Consider the following 20742-nt stretch of genomic DNA (forward strand, 5'->3'; position numbering starts at 1 on the left):
CTACGTGCCTCTGGTTCCAGATGGAACTGGCAGTGATGGTGGTCTGCATGCGCTTCGTGGGGACACTCCCACACTCTTTGTACAGTAGTCGATTCGTGTTCCGCTGGGTCAAACGTGTATGAACAGCTCGTTGGCATCGTGTCGTATGGTATTGCTCTATCGTGTAGACGGCGCGTCACTCTGTGACATCGGTATCGCTATCTGTCGTCAGGATTCGTTTCAGCGTTTGTCTGTCACTCTCCAACCGTTCATTGGTCCAATCGCGTTTCACTGCGGAGCGCAAGACCGTGTTCTGGATACGTGTGATATGTCTCGTAGCACACCTCGCTTAGCACGTCAATCGAGGTGTACGCCTCCGGGCCAAACTGATATGCAATATCGTATTCCGCCGGGTCGCTGAAACTAGACAGTGGTTCACTGGCGAACTCGACAGTGATGTCGAGATCGTCTATCGCGTGGGAGAGCGTTTCCGTATAGCCCTTCGTAATCGGTACGACGTTGACCATTCCATGAGGGCTACGCCGGAGATTTTCTCCCGGTTCTGGTTGGGTAGTGTCTGATTGAATCGGATTGCACGTGAGGAATTCATGGAATTGAAGCGCCTCACAGCCGATGTAGTGAGAATCTCCAATTATGGTGAAAGTAAATTCGTGACCGAAGAACTCTCCGACCTCTTGGTGTTTGATTTCATACTCTTCAAGAGACGGTTTTTCGTCCGTGTACGAAAGGTACAGTTTCTCTGTTGTGCTCATTGTGTTAGGCCTCGTTCGTGATGCTCGTGTTCCCGCTATCGATACTCACAGCCCGTGTATCGACGATGATGTCGTAGTTCGGGTGGAAGACCCGGTTCGTTTCTACATTGGTATAGGTGGGTGTCTTCCGCCACTCTCGGTCTTCGTAGTGGTCGCCGTATGTCTGAACGTATGTAGTTCCATTCTGGGGACTAATGATTGGTCGGTTATCATCTGTGGCGAGCACATGGAAGCGCTCACCCAGTTGAGGATCGCCGTCCTGATTGAAGTCGTCCCGAGCCCAGTACGACATCTTGTACTCGAATCCGGCTTCAGAAACCGTGTTCATGTACGCTTTATAATGTTCCCCGTAGGCGTACTTCGAATATCCCCAAGTCACGACAGTTCCGTCGTCGGAGAGATGATTGGTGAGCATCGAATAGAACTCGACGGAGTACAATCCGAGCATCTTCCGACTTTTCGCTCCGGGGAGGTCGAGGAGGATGACGTCGTACTGCTTGTCATTCTCCTGGAGATACGCATAGATGTCCTGTTGATGAACGCTGAGGTTCTCGTACTCGTAGGCATCGTCGTGGTACTGGCTCAGGAACGGATCGTCTTTCGCATACTCCAGAAACTCCCCGTCGATATCGACCTGGTCAACATCCACACGGTGATTTCGGAGGTGCTTGTCAGCGATGTAGTCCCCCCCGCCGACGAGGAGCACGTCGGTTTCCGTGCTGTTTGGATACATCGTCATCGGCACATCGACGAGACCACTGTGATACGAATCAGTCCAGCTGTCGCACACTTGTATCGCAGTATCCAACCGCATGCACGTATCAGAGTCTCCGGCGAACTGCATGTTCTTAGAGTCTCCCGCCCACGATCGTTCGTACTTCACTATCTGCTGGTGTTTCGTCGTCTGCTGGTCGGTGATGTCGGCTTCAACTACGTCGTTGGCCCAGTTCGACTCGATGACGTCCTCCATGTAGTACTCGGTCACCTCATTGTTCACTGTCTGATGATTTACAGCGACCCCAGTGAACACACTGGTGAGGAGCAGACACGCGACGAGGAACGATACCCGTTCTTCGGTCAAGATATTCCGCTTCTCTTCGGCGAAGATGCCCCATGGACGAACACTGAACCGCAGGGCAAACAGCAACGCGGCGACACAGTTGAGTAGCGCCAACAGGAACACCGATGAGATGAGCCCGAACTCGGGGTAGAGATAGTACACGTAAATCAATGCCCCACCTAACCCACCGAGGTAATCCATCGCCAAGACCGTCGAGTACGTGTCGTACTCGTCACTGCTCTTCGATGTATGGAAGAACAAACCGGTCACTCGATAGGCGATGCTGTTGACTATCTCTGCGACCTTCACTCGCCATCCACCCGGGTCTGGATCGGTGCCGTGTTCGGCTTTCACCATTGACAGCAGTAACGGCAATTCGAACCCCGACAGGATGCCAACGAGGACAACAGGGAGGCGTGCAGCCACCTGCAATGCCATCGACGGCACGACAGCCGGGAACTCCACCGTGTTTATCCAGATAATAAACAACAATCCAGCTGGCGCAGCGAATGCAAGATACACTTCCGTCCGGAAGAAGTTCGCATTCCGTCCATCGTCCAAATGCTTCGAGAGGTACGACCCGATTCCCAACGAAGAGAAAAACAGGCCGATAGTCAACCCATACTGTGTGAGCGCCCCGCCGTACATCACCGTCAGCAACTCGGAGTACACCAGCTCGTATGCGAAACTACAGAGTGCGACGGCGAATGCGGCCGTGTGGAGGATCGCTTGTTTCGAGATTTGGGATGTGGATATACGCGACATTATCGGAGGAATCCGGTACTCTGACTGGAGATAGTATGAAGGCGATACTGCTGGTCGGACAGTTGCTCATCAGACGCGTGGGGACACCTTCCATCGCTCGGTAACTTCTAAGCTCCCGTTGGCTCGCTCAACGCGGATGTCGATACATTCCCAGCCCAAGTCACCGTCTTCTCCCTCCGCTAAGGCTTGTTCTTCGATGACGGTGTGAGCGCCAACACGGTACCAGCCAGCGCCCTGCTCGCCGACAAGCGGCGTTTCGATCTTCGTGTTCGGATCGGGTTCGTCGTAGGTCTGATCCCAACTAACCGGCCCCGCTCCGGGGTCTTGTTCTTGGAACTGCTGATTCGTCCCGAGATATGCCACTCCAATCGCAGCGAGTGTCACCGGGTACTTCTCCACCTCATCCTCGTGGTCGTCGTACCAAGAGTTAGCGTATGAGCCACCGAAGAACCACGCTCGTCCGTTGTGCGTCCGTGGAGCCGAGGAGTACCCTCCAGACCCTCGGCCAGTAGCTCCTCGACCTTTGGCAGCGCTTGCGACGCCAACCGGGGAGAACCCACTCAGTGAGTTCGCCGCCCCGTTGCCATTCGTGTTTCCGTCGGACGAGCCTGTAGAAACAAGGTCGATATCCCGTCGAGACATGACCCACTGTTGGTCGGCCGGGAACGGCCGAATCTGTAGATTGTTGCCCGTAATCGAGAGGTCGTTGACGACGTTCGACCGACGAGGGGGCGGAGAGTTCTCTGAAGTGCAACCAGCAAGCGCGGTGAGTGCGCCTGTGCCAACGATACCACCTTTTTGGAGGAAGCTACGACGTTTCATGGCTGTATATTTCATTATCGGCCGCAGTGTTGCATCCCGAGGGAGTATACCACGCGCCCGCTGATGCAAACCGTGTATCTGTCTGTAAATCATTATGATGTATAAATCTCTGGGAAATAGATTAAATTCTGAACCTCCACCATTCGTGAAGTCACCAGTGCTTCGTCGTCGAGTGACGATACCATTTATATTAAAGAGAAGAGACTGAGATTCTGTTAGTAGATGCCGGTTCCAATGGGTGTGGTTTTCGTCACCGCACGACTGGTTTGACGCTGACAACCGGAGGGGTTCGAAAGCACCTTTCGAAACGACGCAGAAGCATTCACGGTGTTTCGCCGTACAGAACGAACAAAAGCGAGAGGAAGAAAAACGTGGACGGGAGGAGGATGGAGAAGCAAAGCCATCGTTTGTTCGAGGGATTCGACCACACGGCGTACCCTGCGATGACGGGAAGCGTAAAGTGGATGAGAAAGTCGATAGCCGACGCCGAGGTGGGAAGGCCGTCGGGATGAATGACGAGTATCGTCACCAGAACTGAGAGAGAAGACAGCACAAAAGCCAAAACCAATGCAGTACAATCACGTCTCGTCTTCTCGCCACCCGACCAACGACCGTAGTTCCTCGCTTACGTCCCAAACAGCCTTTCTTCCGAGCAAACCGCGCTCGGTCACGTACCCAGTGACGAACTCCGCGGGCGTTACGTCGAACGTCGGGTTCAGCACCGACAGACTCCCATCGCCGTCGTACACCGCCGTAGAATCACCCGATTCCAGTTCCGGGCCGTCCACCCCGTCGCGGAGTCGTACCTTGTCGGTGGACGTAACGACGAACACCGGCACGCCTTCGCGGTTGGCGGCCATGGCCGCCAGCCGCGTTCCGGTCTTGTTCACCACGTCGCCGTTCGGGAGAACGGCATCCGCACCGACGACCACGCTGTCTACGTCCTCCGTCGCCAACACGTGCCCGATTCCGGCGTCGGTGTGAAGCGTTACGTTCGTACTTTCGGCGATTTCCTCCGCAACGCCGACGCTCTCACATGCTGGTCGGGATTCCGCGACGAAGACGCGCTTCGCGCCGCGAAGCGCGTCCAACACGGTTCCGGAACGGGAAAGGGTGAAAACGGTCGAATCTTCGGTTTTCTCTCGTGCGTTTTCGGTCGCTTCCTCGTCAACTCGGTAGGCGCGGTCGATTCCCTCGATAGCGGACTGCTCGACGGTGGACGGGGAGTCAGTTTCCGCCATCACGCGATTGAGTCGGTTTTCGAGGACGGCCATGCTCGGCCGGGCAGAGCGAAGTTCGATTGCCAACTCGGCCAGTTCGTCCCAGTCGCCGTCTCGAACCGCGAGCAATCCGGCCCGGTCGCGGAGGATTTCGAGGGCACGAATCGAGATGTACGCGGAACCGTGTTTCGTATCCTCGGCGACCGATTCGACGCTCGGCGCGACGTGTTCGTAAGAGTTCCACAGGTCGGGCACCGTCTCCCGGCGAAGGATTTCGGTCGGAGGAACCCACTCCACCTCGGTCGTTTCCCAGTCGGGTTCGACTGCGCGAGTCGCGCAGTCGAACAGGTACGGGTGGACTATCCAGCGTTTTCCGAGCGATTCGTCTTCCACCTCGAAGGAATCGCCCGCTCGAACGAACGTACAGGCAAAAAACAGGCCGGTTTCCTCTTGGATTTCTTCGCGCGCGTGGGCGTCGGGGTCGTCCTCGGCGTGTCCGGCGACCGCGCCCCACAGACCAGCATACGACCCGACCTGCTCGCTTCGCCGGAGCAGTAGCACGTCACCTCGATTCCGCAGAAAGCAGGTGACGACGTGGGCTTCGTCCATACGAAATCGTCGTTCCGAGAGAGGGTGAATCTGTGGGAGAACCGAAGCCAGCTAGCGGTCGTAGGCGACGATTGACGTGTCATCGCCGACGATGACCACGTCGTCGCGCAGGATCGGTTTCATCGTCGCTCGCTCGTTCAACGCGTACTGTTCTTTCTGCGCACCGCCGATACCGAAAATGGAGAGGCTATTTTCCGGAGTTGATTCCTCTTGCGTCGTTTCGACTCGTTCGACAGATTCGATTGCGACTTCCTTCTCGGTCACTGAAAGTGGCGTGCCGAACTTCGCCCGCTTTCGCCAGCGCTCTTCGCCGGTGTGTCTGTTGCACGCAACGATGTACGTCTCCATCGCAAATCGACTCCGACTGTGGTTCGAATAAAGCGAAAGAATGGCGTACACGCTCGAATCGTTCGCTTCGGGAAGCGTTCCGACCGACCCAATCCAGTCGCTTTCTGTCTGCCAGCGCACGCTCCCGTCAGTTGAGTTCAGTGCCGTAACGCCGTCCATCGAGGCGACGAAAACGGCACCGTCGTGGTGCGTGAGTGCAGCATTTCTGCCGGTTTTCTGCTTCCATAGCGTCTTCCCCTCGTCCGCATCATACGCCCGTATCGTCCCCGTCGGTGAGGCCGCAAACACGCGCTCGCCGTCCGTATCGACCGACGAACGGATGTGTCCGAAGGGATACGCCCACTCGATTCGCTCCGTGTCGAGGTTCACCGAGAAGGCCGCGTATTTCTCGATTTCTTCGCTGTAGGCGACGCCGTACAGTCGTGAGGAATCCACCGGAACCGCAGAGTAGCGGCCGAACGCCAAGTAGTCGGTTCGAAGTTCGGTCGGGCCGTCACCGTTCACCGGAACCTCGTGGATACTTCCGTCCGCCTCGACGAATGCGCGATTATCGACGAGAATCGGGGGGGCGGTAATCCGCGACAGGTCGGCAAGCGGTTCGTACTCGCCGGAGAATCGAACGAACCCGAGTTCGCCGTTTGGTTCCAGCGTGGTCGCCACGACGAATCCGGTATCGGTAACGGCCGATGCTCGTGCGGGATAGCCGTCCAGCGTCACCGTCCATCTGGTGTCGCCGCCGTTCGCTCGGAGCGAGGTACACCCGCTTCCGAACGCCAGCAAACTGGCACCTGTAGCGCGAAGAAATTCGCGGCGGAACCCGCGGGTCATAACTAAACCACCGAAACTGAGCAAAAAAGCGTTCCGGTGGAATCGGCCTCGAACGCTTTTCTACCGGGACAACGAAGCGGGAACTATGCTTCGGGTCGCCATCATCAGCGACACGCACATTCCCACGCGAGCGAATCGCCTCCCCGACTGGGTTCGAACCCGAATCCAGCGGGCGGATTACACGATTCACGCCGGGGATTTCGATTCGGCGGACGCGTTGGTTTCCATCACGGAACTGACCGACGGCAACCTCACCGCAGTCGCCGGAAACACCGACCCGCGGTCGCTCCGTCTCCCTGAAGTGGCAACCCGAGAACTCGGCGGCGTGACGTTCGTCGTGACGCACGGAAGCGGGCCGAAACGCGGCTATCGCAGTCGAGTCGCCGAAATCGTTCGAGAAGATTCCGACGAAGTAGCCGACTTCTCGGCCGCTTCGTCGGTCGTCGGCGTTTCCGGCCACACGCACCGAGTGATGGACGAGGAAGTCGATGGCGTCCGACTGCTCAATCCGGGAAGTGCAACGGGGGCGGCCCCGGCCAGAAACGCGACGATGCTGGTTGCGAGCGTCGAAGAGGGGGCAGTTTCGGTGCAGATTCACGAAAACTAGCGCTTGTCGTTCGAACTTACGAAAGCTACCGCAATTTGCACGTTTCGGGCGGGTTTTTATCCGGGCGCGCGAACGTCCGGGCATGAACGTTTTCGCGGTTCCGGGGATTCCGGAGGTCGAACCCGGCGACGACATCGCCGAACTCGTGGAGGAGCGAGTTGACCTCGAACCCGGCGACGTACTGCTGGTCGCGAGCACCATCGTCTCGAAAGCCGAAGGCCGCACCGCAAATCTCGCGGACTTCCCGGCGAGTCCACGGGCGGAGGAACTCGCAAGTAGACTCGGCGAAATTGCGGGCGAGGAGAAAGACCCGCGATTCGCACAGGCAGTTCTCGAAGAGAGCACCGAGATTATCATGGAGGCACCCTTCCTGCTCACCTCGACGCGATTCGGCCACATCGGCGTGAATGCCGGAATCGACCGCTCGAACACCGGAAACGCAGACCTCCTGTTGCTCCCGAAGCGACCGAACGAGAGCGCCGACCGAATCCGGTCGGCGCTCTCGCAGGACGTGCCGGTCGTCGTCAGCGACACCTGTGGTAGGCCGTTCCGACACGGCCAGCGCGGTGTCGCCCTCGGATGGGCCGGAATGCCCGCCAGTCGGGATTGGCGCGGGGAACGCGACAGAGACGGCCACGAACTCGAAGTGACGGTCGAATCTGTCGTGGACGAACTCGCGTCCACCGCGAACCTCGTGAGCGGCGAGGGCGACGACGGCCTGCCGGTCGTCGTCGTCCGCGACTGGGAGTTCGGCAACCACGAAGGGAGCGACAATCTCTTTCGGGCGGTCGATGGCGATTTCGTCCGACAGGCGCTCAGGGGGTGGGAGTTTGCGCGGGATTGAACTCACGCCGGAAGACCCAGTTTCGGAACTGGTTGCGCTCGGCGCGCGCGCCGAGCGCGAGGGCTTCGACACGCTGTTCGCGAGCAGTCACTACAACAACCGTGACCCCTTCACGGTGCTCTCGCAAATCGCGGCCGAAACCGAGGACATCCGACTCGGCCCGGGCGTCGTGAACCCCTACGAAACCCACCCCGTATCCCTCGCTTCGCAGGTTGCGACCATCCACGAAACCAGCGACGGACGAGGCGTTTTCGGACTCGGTGCTGGCGACCGCTCAACGCTCCAAAATCTCGGTATCGACCGCGGCCGCCCGCTCCGACGCGTGCTGGAGACGATGAAAGTCTCACAGCGACTCTGGGACGGCGAGCGCGTAACTCACGATGGAACCTTCGTCGCGGAGGATGCAGGCCTGAACTACGATATCGGCGTAATTCCGGTGTACGTCGGAGCACAAGGGCCACACATGCTGAGGATGAGCGCGAAACACGCGGACGGCGCGCTGGTCAACGCTTCCCATCCGCGTGATTTCGAGTGGGCGGACGAGCGAATTTCGGAGGGATTGGCCGACCGGCCCAACCATCGCGGCGAGTTTGACTTCGCCGCCTTCGCCAGCGTGAGCATCGCGGAGGACGGCGACGAAGCGCGAAAGGCCGCCAAACCGCCGGTCGCGTTCATCGCGGGTGGCGCGCCGAAACCGGTGCTGGACAGGCACGGAATCGACCACGAGCGCGCGGACGAAATCGGGAAGAAAATCGGCGCAGGGGAGTTTTCCGCCGCGTTCGAACTGGTGACACCGGAAATGATAGACACCTTCTGTATCGCCGGAACGCCGGAGACGGTGGCCGGACGAATCGACGCAGTGCTCGATTACGCGGATAGTTTCGTCGCCGGGTCACCCCTCGGTCCGGACAGAAAGGAAGCGATTAGCCTTGTCGCTGCGGCCCTCGACCTGCCGTGTCGGGAACCATAGCGGCACCGAGTCCGCCGAACGCGAGGAAGCCGAAAACCAGCACCGAGACGCCGACGAGCAGTGCGCCGAAGAAGAGGAGGATTGCGGAACCGGGGAACGAAACTGCGACTTCGGTGAACAGCCGAATCATCTCCGTGATGTTGTGGACGAGGTTTACCATACTGCAACGTCCGTACTGGGGGTACTTGGTTTCTCCGTCACGCTTACGATGTGGCGATTCGTAGACGAGAGCGTGTCGCGGGATACGTCACTGGCCGACTTCGGGACGAATGCGGACGAGGCGGAAGCCGAGTCCGAACGAGAGGAATCTGAGGCCGAAGCGGAAACGGAGTCAGAAGCCGAATTAGAGTCAGAATCGGGAGCGGAGTCGGAACGTTGTTCACGTTCCGACTCCGCAGGCGAAGGTGACTCGGAGTCGCTGGTCGATTCCGACGCAGACATCGAACCGGCCCGCGCGACCTACGACTGGACGCCCGGTGGAATCGCCTGTGAGTGCTGTGGCGAATCGGTCGAAAAACGGTGGCGAGACGAAGGCGAGATGGTTTGTGCGGACTGCAAAGAGTGGTAGTCAGTAAGATTCGACTTAGGCCGTCGATTCGCTCGAAATGGGTCACGTTTCGTGCAAGAATCGGTTCATCGGCCTACTCCTTCGAAAGGATTCCCGCGATTTCGAGCAGGGAGCGCTCACCAGCCAGACGTTTTACTACATCGGAGAAACTTTCGCCCTCGTGTTTCCTCGCTCGAAGTTGCTCGTAGGCTTCGTCGTTCAACGAGATGTTTTTCGTCCCCATGCGTACACATATCTGTGTGCAGTTTTATGTACTATCTGTGTGCAGTTTTATGTACTCAGGGTCGATGTGGATGACTTCTCTCCTTACTTGTCGTCAGTCAGAAAGCACCAATCCACAAAGTATTCAACAGTAAGTCGAACAACTCTTTGAATAGCGACAAAAGTTACAAAGGTACGTCTCCATAGTACGCATAACGAGAGGGGACTTTTGCGTCTCCAACAGGTGCCATCCGAACCCGTTACGACCGAACCCCGGCATTTAGAGCATGAAGGAAGCTAACAAAGACCCCGAGCCGACACATGTGGAACGACCGACAGACGAGTTTGCAGACCCACTTTCTATCGAAGATGCGGCGGACTTGACCCAACGAATCATCGAAAATATCGAACACGTCATCGTCGGCCAGCACGACGCCGCCGAACACATTCTGACGACGATTCTCGCGCGCGGTCATCTACTGTTGGAGGACGTTCCCGGCGTCGGAAAAACGATGCTGGCACGGTCGCTGGCGCGCTCAATCGACTGTTCGTTCAAGCGCGTGCAGTTCACGCCCGACCTCCTTCCGTCGGACGTAACCGGCGTCAACATCTTCAACCAGAAGAGCCGCGAGTTCGAGTTCCAACCCGGCCCGATTTTCGGCAACGTCGTCCTCGCGGACGAAATCAACCGTGCACCGCCGAAGACGCAGGCCGCCCTGCTCGAAGCGATGGAAGAAGAGCAGGTCACCATCGACGGAACGACGCACGAGATGCCGCGACCGTTCACCGTCATCGCCACGCAGAACGCGATTGAACAGGACAGAACCTACGAACTGCCGGTGGCGGAAATCGACCGATTCATGAAGAAACTCTCGCTCGGTTATCCGAATCCGGAAGACGAGTCCGAAATCCTCCGACGGGTCGTCGGCGAGCATCCGATTCGCCGACTCGACCCGGTTGCGAGCGCCAGCGACATCCGTCGAGCGCGAGCGACGGTTTCGAAAGTGACGGTTCAGGAACCCGTCCGAGAGTACGTCACGCGACTGGCGAACTACACCCGCGACCACGGGCAACTCGGCGTGAGTCCCCGTGGGTCGATTTCCGTTCTCCGTGCGGCACAGGCGCGCGCACTCCTCGAAGGCCGGGAGTACGTCGTCCCCGACGACGTGAAGTTGGAAGCGGAAATGGTGTTGAGCCACCGCGTCCGCGGCACCTCCGGCACGATGGGCGGCGAGGAAGGGAAGGCCGTCGTTCAGGCCGCCCTCGACAACGTTCCGGTGGAATGAGATGCTGACGCGACGTGGACAGGGATTCCTCGTTGTCGCTATCCTCGGAGTCGTGATGGCGTTCTTTTTCGGGGCACGCTCGTTGAACGCCGTCGTCGGCCCGATTCTCGTCGCGTTGGTCGTCGGATACGTCCAACTGAAACGGACGAGCCATCCGAATCTCACCGTTACCGCGCCGAGCGTCGGCTTTCGGGAGAACGAGGCGACCATCACGCTCGAATTTTCGGCACCCGACCCGTTCACAGGGCGAGTTTCGCTTGGCCTCGCGGACGGACTCGAACATTCGGGCGAATCGGTCGGAACCAGCATCGGCGAGACAGAAATAGAGTACGACGTTCGACTCACAAAGCGCGGTGAACAGTCGATTGGCCCGGTTCGCATCGTTGCCGAGGACGTGTTCGGCCTGTTTCGGCGGACGTTCACCCACCAAGTGCGCGAGACGATACTCGTCTTTCCGCGGATTCATCCGGTCGATGGCATGAAAACCGTCTCCGCGCTCGAAGAGAGTCTCGGCGTTTCGGCGCGGCGCGAGTTCGACCAGCTGCGCGAATATCAGCGCGGCGACCCGCTCCGCGACGTCCATTGGAAATCCAGTGCGAAACGACCGGCGGACGACTTGCTTATCAAGGAGTTCGAAACGGAAGAGGAACGACAACAAATCGAAATCACGGCGGAGGCGGACGGTGGCCGCGTCGATACCGTGGCGGACGCAGCGGCGAGCATCGCGTCCGCGATGCTCGATGTGGGAATCTCGGTTGGCCTGCGGACGCCCGAAAGTCGGATTCCCCCTGATTTCGGCGATACACAGCAGACGGACATTCTCACACTACTCGCACATATGGAGAGCGGGCGCGTTCACGACCGCGAACGAGGACAGGCGGACATCGTCATCCGCGGACAGACCGCGCGCGAAGAGGCGGAAATCCAGTTCGCCGGACGGACGGTGGCGTTCAACGAGTTCGTGTTCGGGACAGGAGGGTCGCCACCATCGGCGCGCGCCGACGGTGGCGTAGACAGCCACGTTGACGTGACGGGCGAAAACGGAGACTCACGATGAGCACGAGACAGGACAACCGACTTCGGTTCGGTGGCGTAGCGATACCATATCACTGGCTTGCCGTCTGTTCGACGGCGGTTCTCATCGGGTCGTATCTGAGCATTCTCTATCGGATTACGAACGTCGTTGGCGTCGCTGGCGATTTGCTGTTCGTAGTCGCAGGCGCGCTCGTCGGAGCCATGCTGCTGGCGCGAAAGCTTCCAGCGTGGACGGCGTTCGTAATCGGTGCAATTTTGCTCGTAATCGGCCTATTCAGTTACTACGCGACGGTTCCCGGGATGTATCTCTCGCTGGAACAGGCAGACCGAATCATCGCGGACACCATCGCACTGTTGACTGGGCTGTCGGTCGAGATGATGCGCGAAATCGAGACGTGGGCGTTGAGCGTCTCACCCGCCGCCGTCTTCGTTCCGTGGTATCTCGTCTTCCGGCGACGGTACGGACTCGCTGCGGCGAGCGGCGGGGCAGTACTCGGCTTTTTCGTCCTGACGGGCGACGCCGGGGCGTTCGTGACGCTCACCGGGATGGTCGGCGCACTCGGCATCGTCGCCTTCGGGACAATGTCCCGGTACGGCGGTACCATCGCGCAGATGGACGTGCTGGCGGTCGCACTAGTCGCAATGATACTGCTCTCGACGACGGTGAGCGTCGTTCCGGGCGGCAGTGCGAGTCCGATTCTTCCGAGTAGCGGCGGCGGTTCCGGAGGTGGCGGCGGCCTCATCAGCAACGACCAGCGCGTTGCGATACAGGGGAGCATCGAACTTTCGCCGAAGGTGCAGTACACCGTCACGTCGAATCACGGCGGCTACTGGAAAGTAGCGTCCTACGACCGATATACGGGCGACGGTTGGATTCGAACCGGTGGCAGTCGGTCATACGAAGACCAGTCATCACCGCCCGGAACGTCCTACGAAGTCCGACAGACGTTCACCGTCGAAGCTGACCGCGTCAACGCGATGCCCGCGGCGTGGAAACCGATACGCGTGATGGGAGATATGGACGACAGAACCCGAATCAGTAGCACCGGAAGTCTGTCGCCGAAAAGCGCGCTAACGAAAGGCGATTCGTACAGCGTTCGCAGTCGAGTTCCGACGAAAAACCCCGAAACGTTGCGCGATGCGGGAACCAACTATCCATCCGAAATACGACAGCAGTACTCGCAACTGCCCGGGTCAACGTCGAATCGACTGAAAGAGAAGACGAGCGAGATTACCGCCGACGCGGACAATCCATACGAGAAGGCGATCCGCATCGAAACGTGGTTGGAGGAGAACAAGGAGTACTCCCTCGATGTCGAGCGACCGGACGGAGAAATGGCCGATTCGTTCGTCTTCGAGATGGAGGAAGGCTACTGCGTCTACTACGCCACGTCGATGGTGACGATGCTCCGAACGCAGGATATTCCCGCGCGGTTCGCCACCGGTTACACGTCGGGTCAGCGCGTTTCGGAGGATGAGTGGGTCGTCCGGGGCCTCGACTCGCACGCGTGGGTCGAGGTGTACTTCCCGGACACGGGGTGGGTTCGATTCGACCCGACGCCGAGTGAACCGCGTTCGGACGCGGAACAGGAGATGGTCAACGACGCGCGTGCGAGCGGCGAAAGCGGCGTCGATACGGACGAAAGCGAGAACGGAACGTGGACGCCGGAACCGACGACAACCACCACGACGACCACGACGACCACGACCACGGATGACGAAGACAACTCCACCAGCGATGGGGTAGACGGTCCTAATCCAGATCCCGGTGAGCCGCAAAATCCAGACCTCGGCGAGTTGACGAGCGCGGTGACGCCGACAGAGACGACGAACTCGTCGTCCGAGGAGGGAGGCGGGATTCCTATCGAACCGCCGTCGAGGGAGCAACTGCTGTACAGTAGCTTGCTGGCGATTGGAGTGCTGCTGACGGCAAGACGAACCGGCATACTGCAACGGGCGTATCGAACGGTGTGGGTTCGCTGGCAACCGCGTGACGACCCCGAGACGGACGTAGAGCGGGCGTTCAGTCGGTTGGAGTACTATCTCGCGCAGAAGCATCGTATGCGACGACAGGGTGAGACGCCGCGCGAGTATATCGCTTCGCTCTCGCACGTCGGTGTGGACGACCGAGCACAACGTGTCGGGTCGCTGTACGAACGGGCGCGATATGCAGGAGATGTGAGTCGAGAACACGCAGACGAAGCCGTGTCACTCGTAAACGACATCGTCCGAGGGTCGAAACGTCAGAAGTCGAGTGGATAAATATCACTCGACATGGCAACATACCCGACAGTGTTTAATAGGTTGCTTTCGTAGCCCCATGCGTAATGTCGGAAGTCTGCTCGACGTGCGGGCTGCCTCAGGAGCTTTGCGTCTGTGAAGACGTCGCAAAAGAATCCCAGCAGATCACTATTCGCATCGACGAGCGCCGTTACGGAAAAGAGGTAACGATTATCGAAGGATTCGACCCGAAAGACGTCGATTTGGACACCTTGTCCTCTGACCTAAAATCCAAGTTCGCTTGTGGTGGCACGGTCGAGGAAGGACAGATCGAACTGCAGGGTAACCACACCGGGCGCGTCGAGGATTTCCTCCGCGACAAGGGCTTTAACGTCGCCTAGCGGATACTCTCGGTCGTTTTCGAGACTAAAAACGGAAGAGAGCAGAGCTACGCGTCTATTCTTTCGAGACAGTCGTCGATAACACGATAGAGGGATTTCCCGCTTCGCTCGCTGAATGCGACGAGGGTACCCTCCGTCTCGGTTCGGATGAAATGCAGGACGAACAGATTGCTGAACGTGTAAACGTTCGCGCGAGGAGTGCCGAGTTCGGGCGCGACAGCTCCCGCTAGCCCGATAGTACTGTGGAGGTCGCGGCCTAACTCGACCAGATTTGTTATCAGGTCGTCACCAAAGTTGTCCCGAACCGTATCCGAGAGGTAGTATATTTCGTACTCCTGCGAACCGTATGCGATAATTCATTGAAGGCCGCGCCCTGCTCGGCGCTTGCAGTACGCCCCCGATATCACGCACGCTAACATGTGTCATTGTTGGTTGTGGAAAACACACTGGGAAGAAGTAGCATATGTTTATGTATTGTTGCCGAAGGAGAAACAGAATCAGAACGGTGCGTCGGATTCAGCACCGTCGGCCGATTCGAGGTCGTGTTCCCAATCGTTTAGTCCGCCAGCCATACTTTCGACGCGCGTGTTTTCGGGGATGCCTTCGTAGGAGTCGATGAGGCGAGCGGCCTGCACGCTCGACTTTCCGAGGGGACAGACGGTGACGACGCGCTCTGCCTCTTCTAACTCCGAGATGCGCTGTGGAAGTGCGTGGAAGGGAATGTTCTCGCTTCCGGGGATATGACCGCCGTCGAACTGCGACTCCGGTCGGATGTCGACGATTCGCACGTCTTCGTCTGACTCTACGAGCTCGTGAACGTCGTCGGTCGAGATTTCGGCGTCCATCGACGTGTCGTATGGACGCCGACGGAATAAGCGACCCGGTCGAATTTCGAACGAGGTATCAGAGCAGTCCCTCTTCCTGTGCGACCAATAACGGTGGAAGCGACCAGCCACAAATCGGGCCAGCACGGACTTTTTCGATTGCGTCCGCGACCGGAACGGTTCTGACTTCGATGAACTCGCCCGGTTCGAGGTGCTGGGTTCCCGACGTGAGGTCGTCCGCGAACACGACGCCGCGGCGCTTTCGCATTCCCGCCGTCGGATAGTACGTTTCGAGCAATTCGACGTGTCCCGCCTCGTAGCCGGTTTCCTCGCTGAGTTCGCGTTTTGCGGCCTGTTCGAACGACTCGCCGGGGTCGATTCGCCCCGCCGGACAGGATAGCATCGTCTTCCCGAGTCGCGGGCGATACTCCTCGATGAGCACGAGTTCGTCACCTGTGCGCGCCACGATGGCCACCGAATCCGGCGGGTCGAACCAGAGTTTCCGGACGCGTTTTCCGTCGGGTCGTTTGAGGGAGTCGTACCCCACAGCGTGGCCGAACAGCGACAGTCCCCGTCTCGCTTTGCGTTTCCAGTTCATCCGTCGATGAGTCCTGCCTCGCTGGCGAGGAGCAGTGCTTCGATAGTCGCGTCGTTGGCGGGTGCCTCGCGTGCCGCATCCAAGGCGTCATCGACGGGAATCGCTCGGACGGAAAGGAACTCGTTGTCGTCCAGATTTTGCTCGGTCGGCGTCAATCCCTCGGCGAAGACGATGCCGCGCTCGTGGCGTAGAACGCCCGTGGCGACCCAAAAGGATTCGAGCAGTGCGAGGCTGTTCGCCTCGAATCCCGTTTCCTCGCGGAGTTCTCGCGCCCCGGCAGTGGTGTAGGATTCCCCATCCTCGACGATTCCAGCGGGGCATTCCAGACAGGCTTCTCCAATCGCGGGACGGTACTGTTCCACGAAGACGATTTCGTCGCCCGCGACGGCCAGCACGACCACTGCTGGCGGGAGTTCGGCCCAGTAGTATTTTTTCGTCGTCCCGTCGGGTTGCTCCACGAGGTCGTAGCCGCCCGTGTACCAGCCGGTTTCGTATTCGATTTCGGATTCGAGCACCGGCCAGTCGTGGTCGCGCCAGTCGTCGGTCATGGTTGTGGAATGTCGGGGATGGGGCTTAAAAGCGGGAGAATGGCAATGGGGAACAAGAGTGAATCAGTATCGGACGAGGAGAGAGTGAAAGTTCTGGCGACAGAGAAACCGCCGAAATTGCAACTATAAATTACCGCAACCGCAACGTCCCCTTCCTCCCCGCATGGCTGGGCGCTTCGCCGACCGCTGGCTCAGCGTCCATCCGGCGCGTCCCGTGGATTGGTCGGCTTGACGTCGTTCCCGGCAAACTACACAACCGCTGGGGGCTAGCGTTTCGCCGGAAAATTTCCGATTTTCCGGGCCGACGAATCCCTCGAAGGAGCGTCGAAGACGCAACTGAGGGGGTGAGGAGGCTTTTGATCAACCTTTTGCAAGGGAGGACGGTCAAAGCCAGTCCCGCGTGGGACTGGCTTTGGCTCCCGACTGTGGGAAAAGGTTGAGGGATGGATTTATGCCGCTCCTGCACTCAGATGGAGGTAATGAGTGAGGTTTCCGCGAGCGTCGGGCGCTACCTCAGCACGATTCATCTCGTCAGCAAGAGCACCGGCCGCCCGGCAAAAACCGGAGAATTGGCGACTGCCCTCGACGTGAGCGCCGCCAGCGTCACGGAAATGCTGACGACGCTCGAATCGCGCGACCTCGCAACCTACGAGAAGTACAAGGGCGCACGACTCACCGACGAGGGCGAGGAGACGGCCCGCGAAGTGATGTGGAAACATTGCCTCGCCGAGAACTTTCTCGAAGACGACCTCGAAATCGACAGTCCCGAGGACACCCGCGAGATGGGCCAAGCCCTCTCGGACGATGTTGCGTCCCGACTTCGTGAGTTAATCGACCACCCCTGTGCTGGGCAATGCAGTGCGCCCCAAACCGAGTACAGCGAATGCTGTGACGACGTTCGCGGTGAGGAACACGTCCCGAACTAAAACGGCTTTCTGCCCTGCAATCTGATTCTATTCCGCTGATTCGAACCGAACGATTTTTTCGAACACATCAAGCGACAGTCGCTCGCCGCTCGTGATACCGCGTGCGGGTGCAGAGCCGAACGCATCGGTGGTGAACTGCCGCGCAACCAGCGATTTTCGCTCGCGTCCTTGTTCGAGTTCTCGGTCTGCTTCCGCGAGGAGAAGGCCTGCGGTGTACACGTCGAAGATGTACGCCGCGAGTTCTTTCGCGTGGAGTTGCGCGTAGTCGTCGTCGCTGGTCGCCAGCGTCACCAGCGCCTCTTCTACTTCACCGAGTTCCTCGCGCGTCGTTTCCACGAGGTCGGCGAGGTCGTCGTGTTCTACACCGCCGAGTCGTTCCCGAATGCGGGAAAGCGCGGGTTCGTGGGCGTTTTCCCGTGCCATCGAGCGAAGCACGTCGAGCGAGAGAACGTTCGAAGTGCCTTCCCAAATCGGAAGCACTTGTGCATCCCGCAGGAGTCGGTGTGTTACGAAATCGTTCACGTAGCCGTTTCCGCCCTGAACCTCCATCGCGTAAGATGCCACCTCGACCGCCATGCGCCCGGTTCGGGCCTTCGCAATCGGAACGAGCAGTCGCATCAGCGCGAAGGCGTCCTCGTCGCCCTGCCGGTAGCGTTCGAACTCCTTTCCGGCGTCGAACGTGAACGCCGTCGCCGCTTCGTGTGCAACTGCCATCTCCACCAAATCCCGGCGCATCAGCGGATATCGGTCGATCCGCTGGCCGAACGCTTCTCGGTTCGCGGCGCGAACTTTGCTCTCCAACAGCGCCCGACCGATGAGGCCACACGATGCGAACGCGTTGGCGATTCGTTCGAGATTGAGCATCTCGGATATGTATTTGAATCCGGATTCGGTGTCGCCCACGAGGTAGGCCTCCGTTTCCCGAAACTCGACTTCCGCCGTCGGGACGCTCACGGTACCGAGTTTGTCCTTCAGGCGACGAATGTAGAAATCGTTTTGCTCGCCGTCGCGTTTCGTTTCGGAGACGAAAAACAGCGACAGTCCGGCGGTTCCTTCGGGTGCGTCGGGTCGCCGCGCGAGCGTGAGAATCGCACCGGAATCGACGTTCGAGCAGAACCATTTTTCGCCTGTGAGTTTCCACAGGTCGTCCGATTCGTCACCCTCCGGGCGCTCTGCGATGGTTTCGGTTACACCCACGTCGCTTCCGCCTTGACGCTCGGTGAGGAACATCGCCCCTTGCAGGAGGTCGTCGTAGTTCCGGGTCGTGAGTCCATCGTAAAAGTCGGAGAGGGAACCGTCATCGAAACGCTCTAACACGAGCGCGACACCGGCGGTCATGGCGACCGAGCAGGTCAGCCCCACGTCCGCGTAGGCCAGCAGGTAGTCCATCGTTAGATGGTGAAGAATGGATTCCGGACTGTCCCTACCGGGTGGCGACCGAAACGAGTCGGCGACGATTCCTGCGCCGTAGGCCAGTTCCTCGTTTTCCAGTTGGGCCGGGTGGTATTCTACTTCGTTGACGAGCGTTCCGAATCTGTCGTAGCGATGCAGTTCCGGGTCGTGGCGGTCGATTGTGTCCGAGTTGTCGGCAATTACTGTTCCGACGGTGTCGCCGAACTCCTCGAATCGGTCTTCTGACCAGTCGCTCGCCCCGGTTCGGGCGACTTCCGAGCGAAGTACTGGGTCGTACTCCCAGTAGTTCATGCCGCGTCCCTGCTCGAACTGAGCGTAATCGAGCGAGGAAGAGTGGTCGAGTTGTTCGGGATTTGATGTCATGCTACCGAACGAATCGGGTGCGAAGTAATTAAACGATGTCCCGGTAGACACGGCCGAAGGCGATTCGCTGGAGGGTCGCAATCGCCGCATTTTCCTTTTCGTTGTAGGTCGCGGCAACCACGGTTTCTGTGGCGGGTGCGACGTGCCACGCGACGTTTTCGACGTTGTCGCTCCCTTCCACGTGAACGTCGAAGTTCTCGGGGATCGCGTCCTCGAACTCCTCGCGCGTTCCGGTGGTAACCGAGAGAAGCGAAGCGAACAGCGCGTCCCGAGCGGTTTCGATCACGTCGCCCGTTACGCGCTCGCGGTACTCCTCGCGGTCGAATTCCATCGCTTTCGCCGTCTCCTTGACGACGGTTTGGGCCGCCGGGCCAACGGACTCGTACTGTTCGCGTGCTGTGGATTCGTCTTCAGGGGAGAAGGTTCCGTGCGTTTCCATACCCGGCAATTCACGGGGCGGGAACTATTCGTTTTCGTCCTCGTCGTCTGCTTTTCTGTCAGTGTCTTCGTTCCCGTCAGCGTCTCCGTTCCCGTCAGTATCTCCGTTTTCGTCCAGCATCTCCTCGGTCATCTGTCGCGCTTCGTTGAGGATGGATTGGGCTTCCGCACCTATATTCGCGTCACGTCCGTAGCCGCCGGTTTGCTGGAGTTCGGTCTCTAAACTGCGTTCCTGCTGGCCGTGATGCTGATGGCCGTGGTCGTGAACCGTATCCTCGAACACCTGCGGATACTCCTCTTCCGAGGCGTGTTCCGTGACGCGCGATGCGAGTTCGTCCGGACTCTCCTCGCTCCATCCCGGCGTGTGCTCGTCCAACCACGTTTCGTGGTCGTCATCGCCGAGCATCGCGGCGAACGCGAGATGGTTGGCGAGGTGTTCCCCGTCGGACTGTGGCGTCTCGCAGACCGGACACGCAAATCCCATATCGCCCTGTAGGAAACACAGACGGAAAAGCGGTTCAGTTCGGGCGATGGGAGCGACTCAATCGAGTTCGACTATCATCACGAGCGCGCTCTCCCCGTCGCCGTAGTAGCGCGGCACGGTTCGAAAGTAGTGGAAACCGAACTCCTGATACAGGGAAATCGCGGGTTCGTTGCTCTCTCGCACCTCCAATTTGACGGAATGAACACCGCGCGCTTGGAGGCCGTTGAGCGCGCGCAGCAACAGTTGCCGCCCGATTCCCTCCCCTCTGCGAGAGGGATGCACCGCGAGGTCTTTGATGTGGCCGAGCGCCCGCCCGTGATTTGGCACGATGTCCGCGACGACGTACCCGAGGATTTTCGAGTCGCCCGCGGCCACCAGAAACGTCGGTTCGCCGACGTAGCGCTGAAACGCGGAAAACGGCCACGGCTGGCTAAACGACGCCTTCTCGATGCGGAAGATGGCGAGCAAATCCGCGTCTTCGGCGGGGCGAATCGTGGGTGCGTCCGCCTCGTTCGCGGTAGTTGTCACGGGTGGGGGTTCGGTCTAATGAGACAAAGCCTTGACGTCCGAACTACTCATCACAAGAATATATAAATTATAAATAGTTAATAT

The 20742-nt window shown here is 59.0% G+C and carries 23 protein-coding genes and 1 pseudogene; 9 read left to right on the top strand and 15 right to left on the bottom strand.

Annotation, left to right across the window (positions count from 1 at the left end; all coding sequences use genetic code 11):
* Positions 1 to 248: 248 nt before the first annotated feature.
* The 6 genes from HL45_RS21430 to HL45_RS14760 all read right to left on the bottom strand — a co-directional run bounded on the left by HL45_RS21430 (position 249) and on the right by HL45_RS14760 (position 6404).
* Entirely contained in the window at positions 249 to 752 is a 504-nt protein-coding gene (locus HL45_RS21430) for a hypothetical protein (RefSeq protein WP_211250861.1), read from the bottom strand.
* Between the two features lie 4 nt (positions 753 to 756).
* Positions 757 to 2577 (bottom strand): spermidine synthase, encoded by a 1821-nt coding sequence (locus tag HL45_RS14740; RefSeq protein ID WP_211250862.1) that lies wholly within the window; start codon positions 2575 to 2577, stop codon positions 757 to 759.
* A gap of 69 nt (positions 2578 to 2646) precedes the next feature.
* Positions 2647 to 3399: a hypothetical protein gene (locus tag HL45_RS14745; RefSeq protein WP_084157018.1), complete on the bottom strand. Its 753-nt coding sequence runs from the start codon at positions 3397 to 3399 to the stop codon at positions 2647 to 2649.
* A 322-nt stretch (positions 3400 to 3721) separates the two neighbouring features.
* Positions 3722 to 3928, bottom strand: coding sequence for a hypothetical protein (locus HL45_RS14750; RefSeq protein ID WP_211250863.1), 207 nt, complete (start codon positions 3926 to 3928; stop codon positions 3722 to 3724).
* A 49-nt stretch (positions 3929 to 3977) separates the two neighbouring features.
* The gene (locus HL45_RS14755) at positions 3978 to 5228 is read right to left on the bottom strand and encodes an NUDIX domain-containing protein (protein WP_049971809.1); all 1251 of its coding nucleotides are present in this window, start codon (positions 5226 to 5228) and stop codon (positions 3978 to 3980) included.
* Positions 5229 to 5279: 51 nt separating this feature from the next.
* Complete coding sequence (locus tag HL45_RS14760; protein WP_049971810.1) at positions 5280 to 6404, bottom strand: PQQ-binding-like beta-propeller repeat protein; 1125 nt, start codon at positions 6402 to 6404, stop codon at positions 5280 to 5282.
* 85 nt (positions 6405 to 6489) lie between these two features.
* Between HL45_RS14760 and HL45_RS14765 the strand changes: the two genes are divergently transcribed.
* The 3 genes from HL45_RS14765 (at position 6490) to HL45_RS14775 (ending at position 8825) form a co-directional block, all read left to right on the top strand.
* Positions 6490 to 7011 (top strand): metallophosphoesterase family protein, encoded by a 522-nt coding sequence (locus tag HL45_RS14765; protein ID WP_049971811.1) that lies wholly within the window; start codon positions 6490 to 6492, stop codon positions 7009 to 7011.
* An 82-nt stretch (positions 7012 to 7093) separates the two neighbouring features.
* A complete protein-coding gene (locus HL45_RS14770; protein ID WP_049971812.1) occupies positions 7094 to 7855 on the top strand; it encodes a coenzyme F420-0:L-glutamate ligase in 762 nt (253 codons plus the stop codon).
* Complete coding sequence (locus tag HL45_RS14775; RefSeq protein ID WP_049971813.1) at positions 7842 to 8825, top strand: 5,10-methylenetetrahydromethanopterin reductase; 984 nt, start codon at positions 7842 to 7844, stop codon at positions 8823 to 8825. The genes HL45_RS14770 and HL45_RS14775 overlap by 14 nt, the downstream gene beginning before the upstream one ends.
* Here HL45_RS14775 and HL45_RS14780 read toward each other — a convergent pair.
* Complete coding sequence (locus HL45_RS14780) at positions 8779 to 8985, bottom strand: hypothetical protein (protein ID WP_049971814.1); 207 nt, start codon at positions 8983 to 8985, stop codon at positions 8779 to 8781. The genes HL45_RS14775 and HL45_RS14780 overlap by 47 nt on opposite strands.
* A gap of 48 nt (positions 8986 to 9033) precedes the next feature.
* On the opposite strand from HL45_RS14780, the gene HL45_RS14785 reads away from it, so the two are divergent.
* Positions 9034 to 9393 carry a DUF7573 domain-containing protein gene (locus HL45_RS14785; protein WP_049971815.1) on the top strand — a complete coding sequence of 120 codons (360 nt, stop codon included), beginning with the start codon at positions 9034 to 9036 and terminating at the stop codon, positions 9391 to 9393.
* 76 nt (positions 9394 to 9469) lie between these two features.
* Here HL45_RS14785 and HL45_RS20020 read toward each other — a convergent pair.
* Positions 9470 to 9616, bottom strand: a pseudogene (locus HL45_RS20020) (antitoxin VapB family protein); the annotation flags it as partial.
* A gap of 265 nt (positions 9617 to 9881) precedes the next feature.
* Between HL45_RS20020 and HL45_RS14790 the strand changes: the two are divergent.
* The 4 genes from HL45_RS14790 to yciH all read left to right on the top strand — a co-directional run bounded on the left by HL45_RS14790 (position 9882) and on the right by yciH (position 14536).
* Positions 9882 to 10880 (top strand): AAA family ATPase, encoded by a 999-nt coding sequence (locus HL45_RS14790; protein WP_049971816.1) that lies wholly within the window; start codon positions 9882 to 9884, stop codon positions 10878 to 10880.
* A 1-nt stretch (position 10881) separates the two neighbouring features.
* Positions 10882 to 11937: a DUF58 domain-containing protein gene (locus HL45_RS14795; protein WP_049971817.1), complete on the top strand. Its 1056-nt coding sequence runs from the start codon at positions 10882 to 10884 to the stop codon at positions 11935 to 11937.
* Positions 11934 to 14177: a transglutaminase TgpA family protein gene (locus tag HL45_RS14800; protein WP_049971818.1), complete on the top strand. Its 2244-nt coding sequence runs from the start codon at positions 11934 to 11936 to the stop codon at positions 14175 to 14177. The genes HL45_RS14795 and HL45_RS14800 overlap by 4 nt, the downstream gene beginning before the upstream one ends.
* A 65-nt stretch (positions 14178 to 14242) precedes the next feature.
* The gene (gene yciH, locus HL45_RS14805) at positions 14243 to 14536 is read left to right on the top strand and encodes a stress response translation initiation inhibitor YciH (protein ID WP_049971819.1); all 294 of its coding nucleotides are present in this window, start codon (positions 14243 to 14245) and stop codon (positions 14534 to 14536) included.
* Between the two features lie 497 nt (positions 14537 to 15033).
* Here the strand turns inward: yciH and HL45_RS14810 are convergent, their stop codons facing one another.
* Genes HL45_RS14810 through HL45_RS14820 form a run of 3 tightly spaced genes read right to left on the bottom strand, consistent with a single transcriptional unit; the run spans position 15034 to position 16506 of the window.
* Positions 15034 to 15381 (bottom strand): rhodanese-like domain-containing protein, encoded by a 348-nt coding sequence (locus HL45_RS14810; protein WP_049971820.1) that lies wholly within the window; start codon positions 15379 to 15381, stop codon positions 15034 to 15036.
* 58 nt (positions 15382 to 15439) lie between these two features.
* On the bottom strand, positions 15440 to 15958 hold the full coding sequence (locus tag HL45_RS14815) for an NUDIX hydrolase (protein WP_049971821.1): 519 nt from the start codon (positions 15956 to 15958) through the stop codon (positions 15440 to 15442).
* Complete coding sequence (locus HL45_RS14820; protein ID WP_049971822.1) at positions 15955 to 16506, bottom strand: NUDIX hydrolase; 552 nt, start codon at positions 16504 to 16506, stop codon at positions 15955 to 15957. Before HL45_RS14820 ends, HL45_RS14815 begins: the two co-directional genes overlap by 4 nt.
* A 479-nt stretch (positions 16507 to 16985) precedes the next feature.
* On the opposite strand from HL45_RS14820, the gene HL45_RS14825 reads away from it, so the two are divergent.
* The gene (locus tag HL45_RS14825) at positions 16986 to 17432 is read left to right on the top strand and encodes a metal-dependent transcriptional regulator (RefSeq protein WP_211250864.1); all 447 of its coding nucleotides are present in this window, start codon (positions 16986 to 16988) and stop codon (positions 17430 to 17432) included.
* A 27-nt stretch (positions 17433 to 17459) separates the two neighbouring features.
* Here HL45_RS14825 and HL45_RS14830 read toward each other — a convergent pair whose 3' ends face one another.
* From HL45_RS14830 to rimI, 4 genes are read right to left on the bottom strand one after another with little or no spacing between them, the layout of a single operon-like run.
* The gene (locus tag HL45_RS14830; protein ID WP_049971824.1) at positions 17460 to 19208 is read right to left on the bottom strand and encodes an acyl-CoA dehydrogenase family protein; all 1749 of its coding nucleotides are present in this window, start codon (positions 19206 to 19208) and stop codon (positions 17460 to 17462) included.
* Positions 19209 to 19236: 28 nt separating this feature from the next.
* Positions 19237 to 19647, bottom strand: coding sequence for a DUF5809 family protein (locus tag HL45_RS14835; protein ID WP_049971825.1), 411 nt, complete (start codon positions 19645 to 19647; stop codon positions 19237 to 19239).
* 24 nt (positions 19648 to 19671) lie between these two features.
* The gene (locus HL45_RS14840; RefSeq protein ID WP_049971826.1) at positions 19672 to 20130 is read right to left on the bottom strand and encodes a DUF5810 domain-containing protein; all 459 of its coding nucleotides are present in this window, start codon (positions 20128 to 20130) and stop codon (positions 19672 to 19674) included.
* 57 nt (positions 20131 to 20187) lie between these two features.
* Positions 20188 to 20658, bottom strand: coding sequence for a ribosomal protein S18-alanine N-acetyltransferase (gene rimI, locus HL45_RS14845; protein ID WP_049971827.1), 471 nt, complete (start codon positions 20656 to 20658; stop codon positions 20188 to 20190).
* Between the last annotated feature and the right edge of the window lie 84 nt (positions 20659 to 20742).

The organism is Haladaptatus cibarius D43, assembly GCF_000710615.1.
GTDB lineage: Archaea > Halobacteriota > Halobacteria > Halobacteriales > Haladaptataceae > Haladaptatus > Haladaptatus cibarius.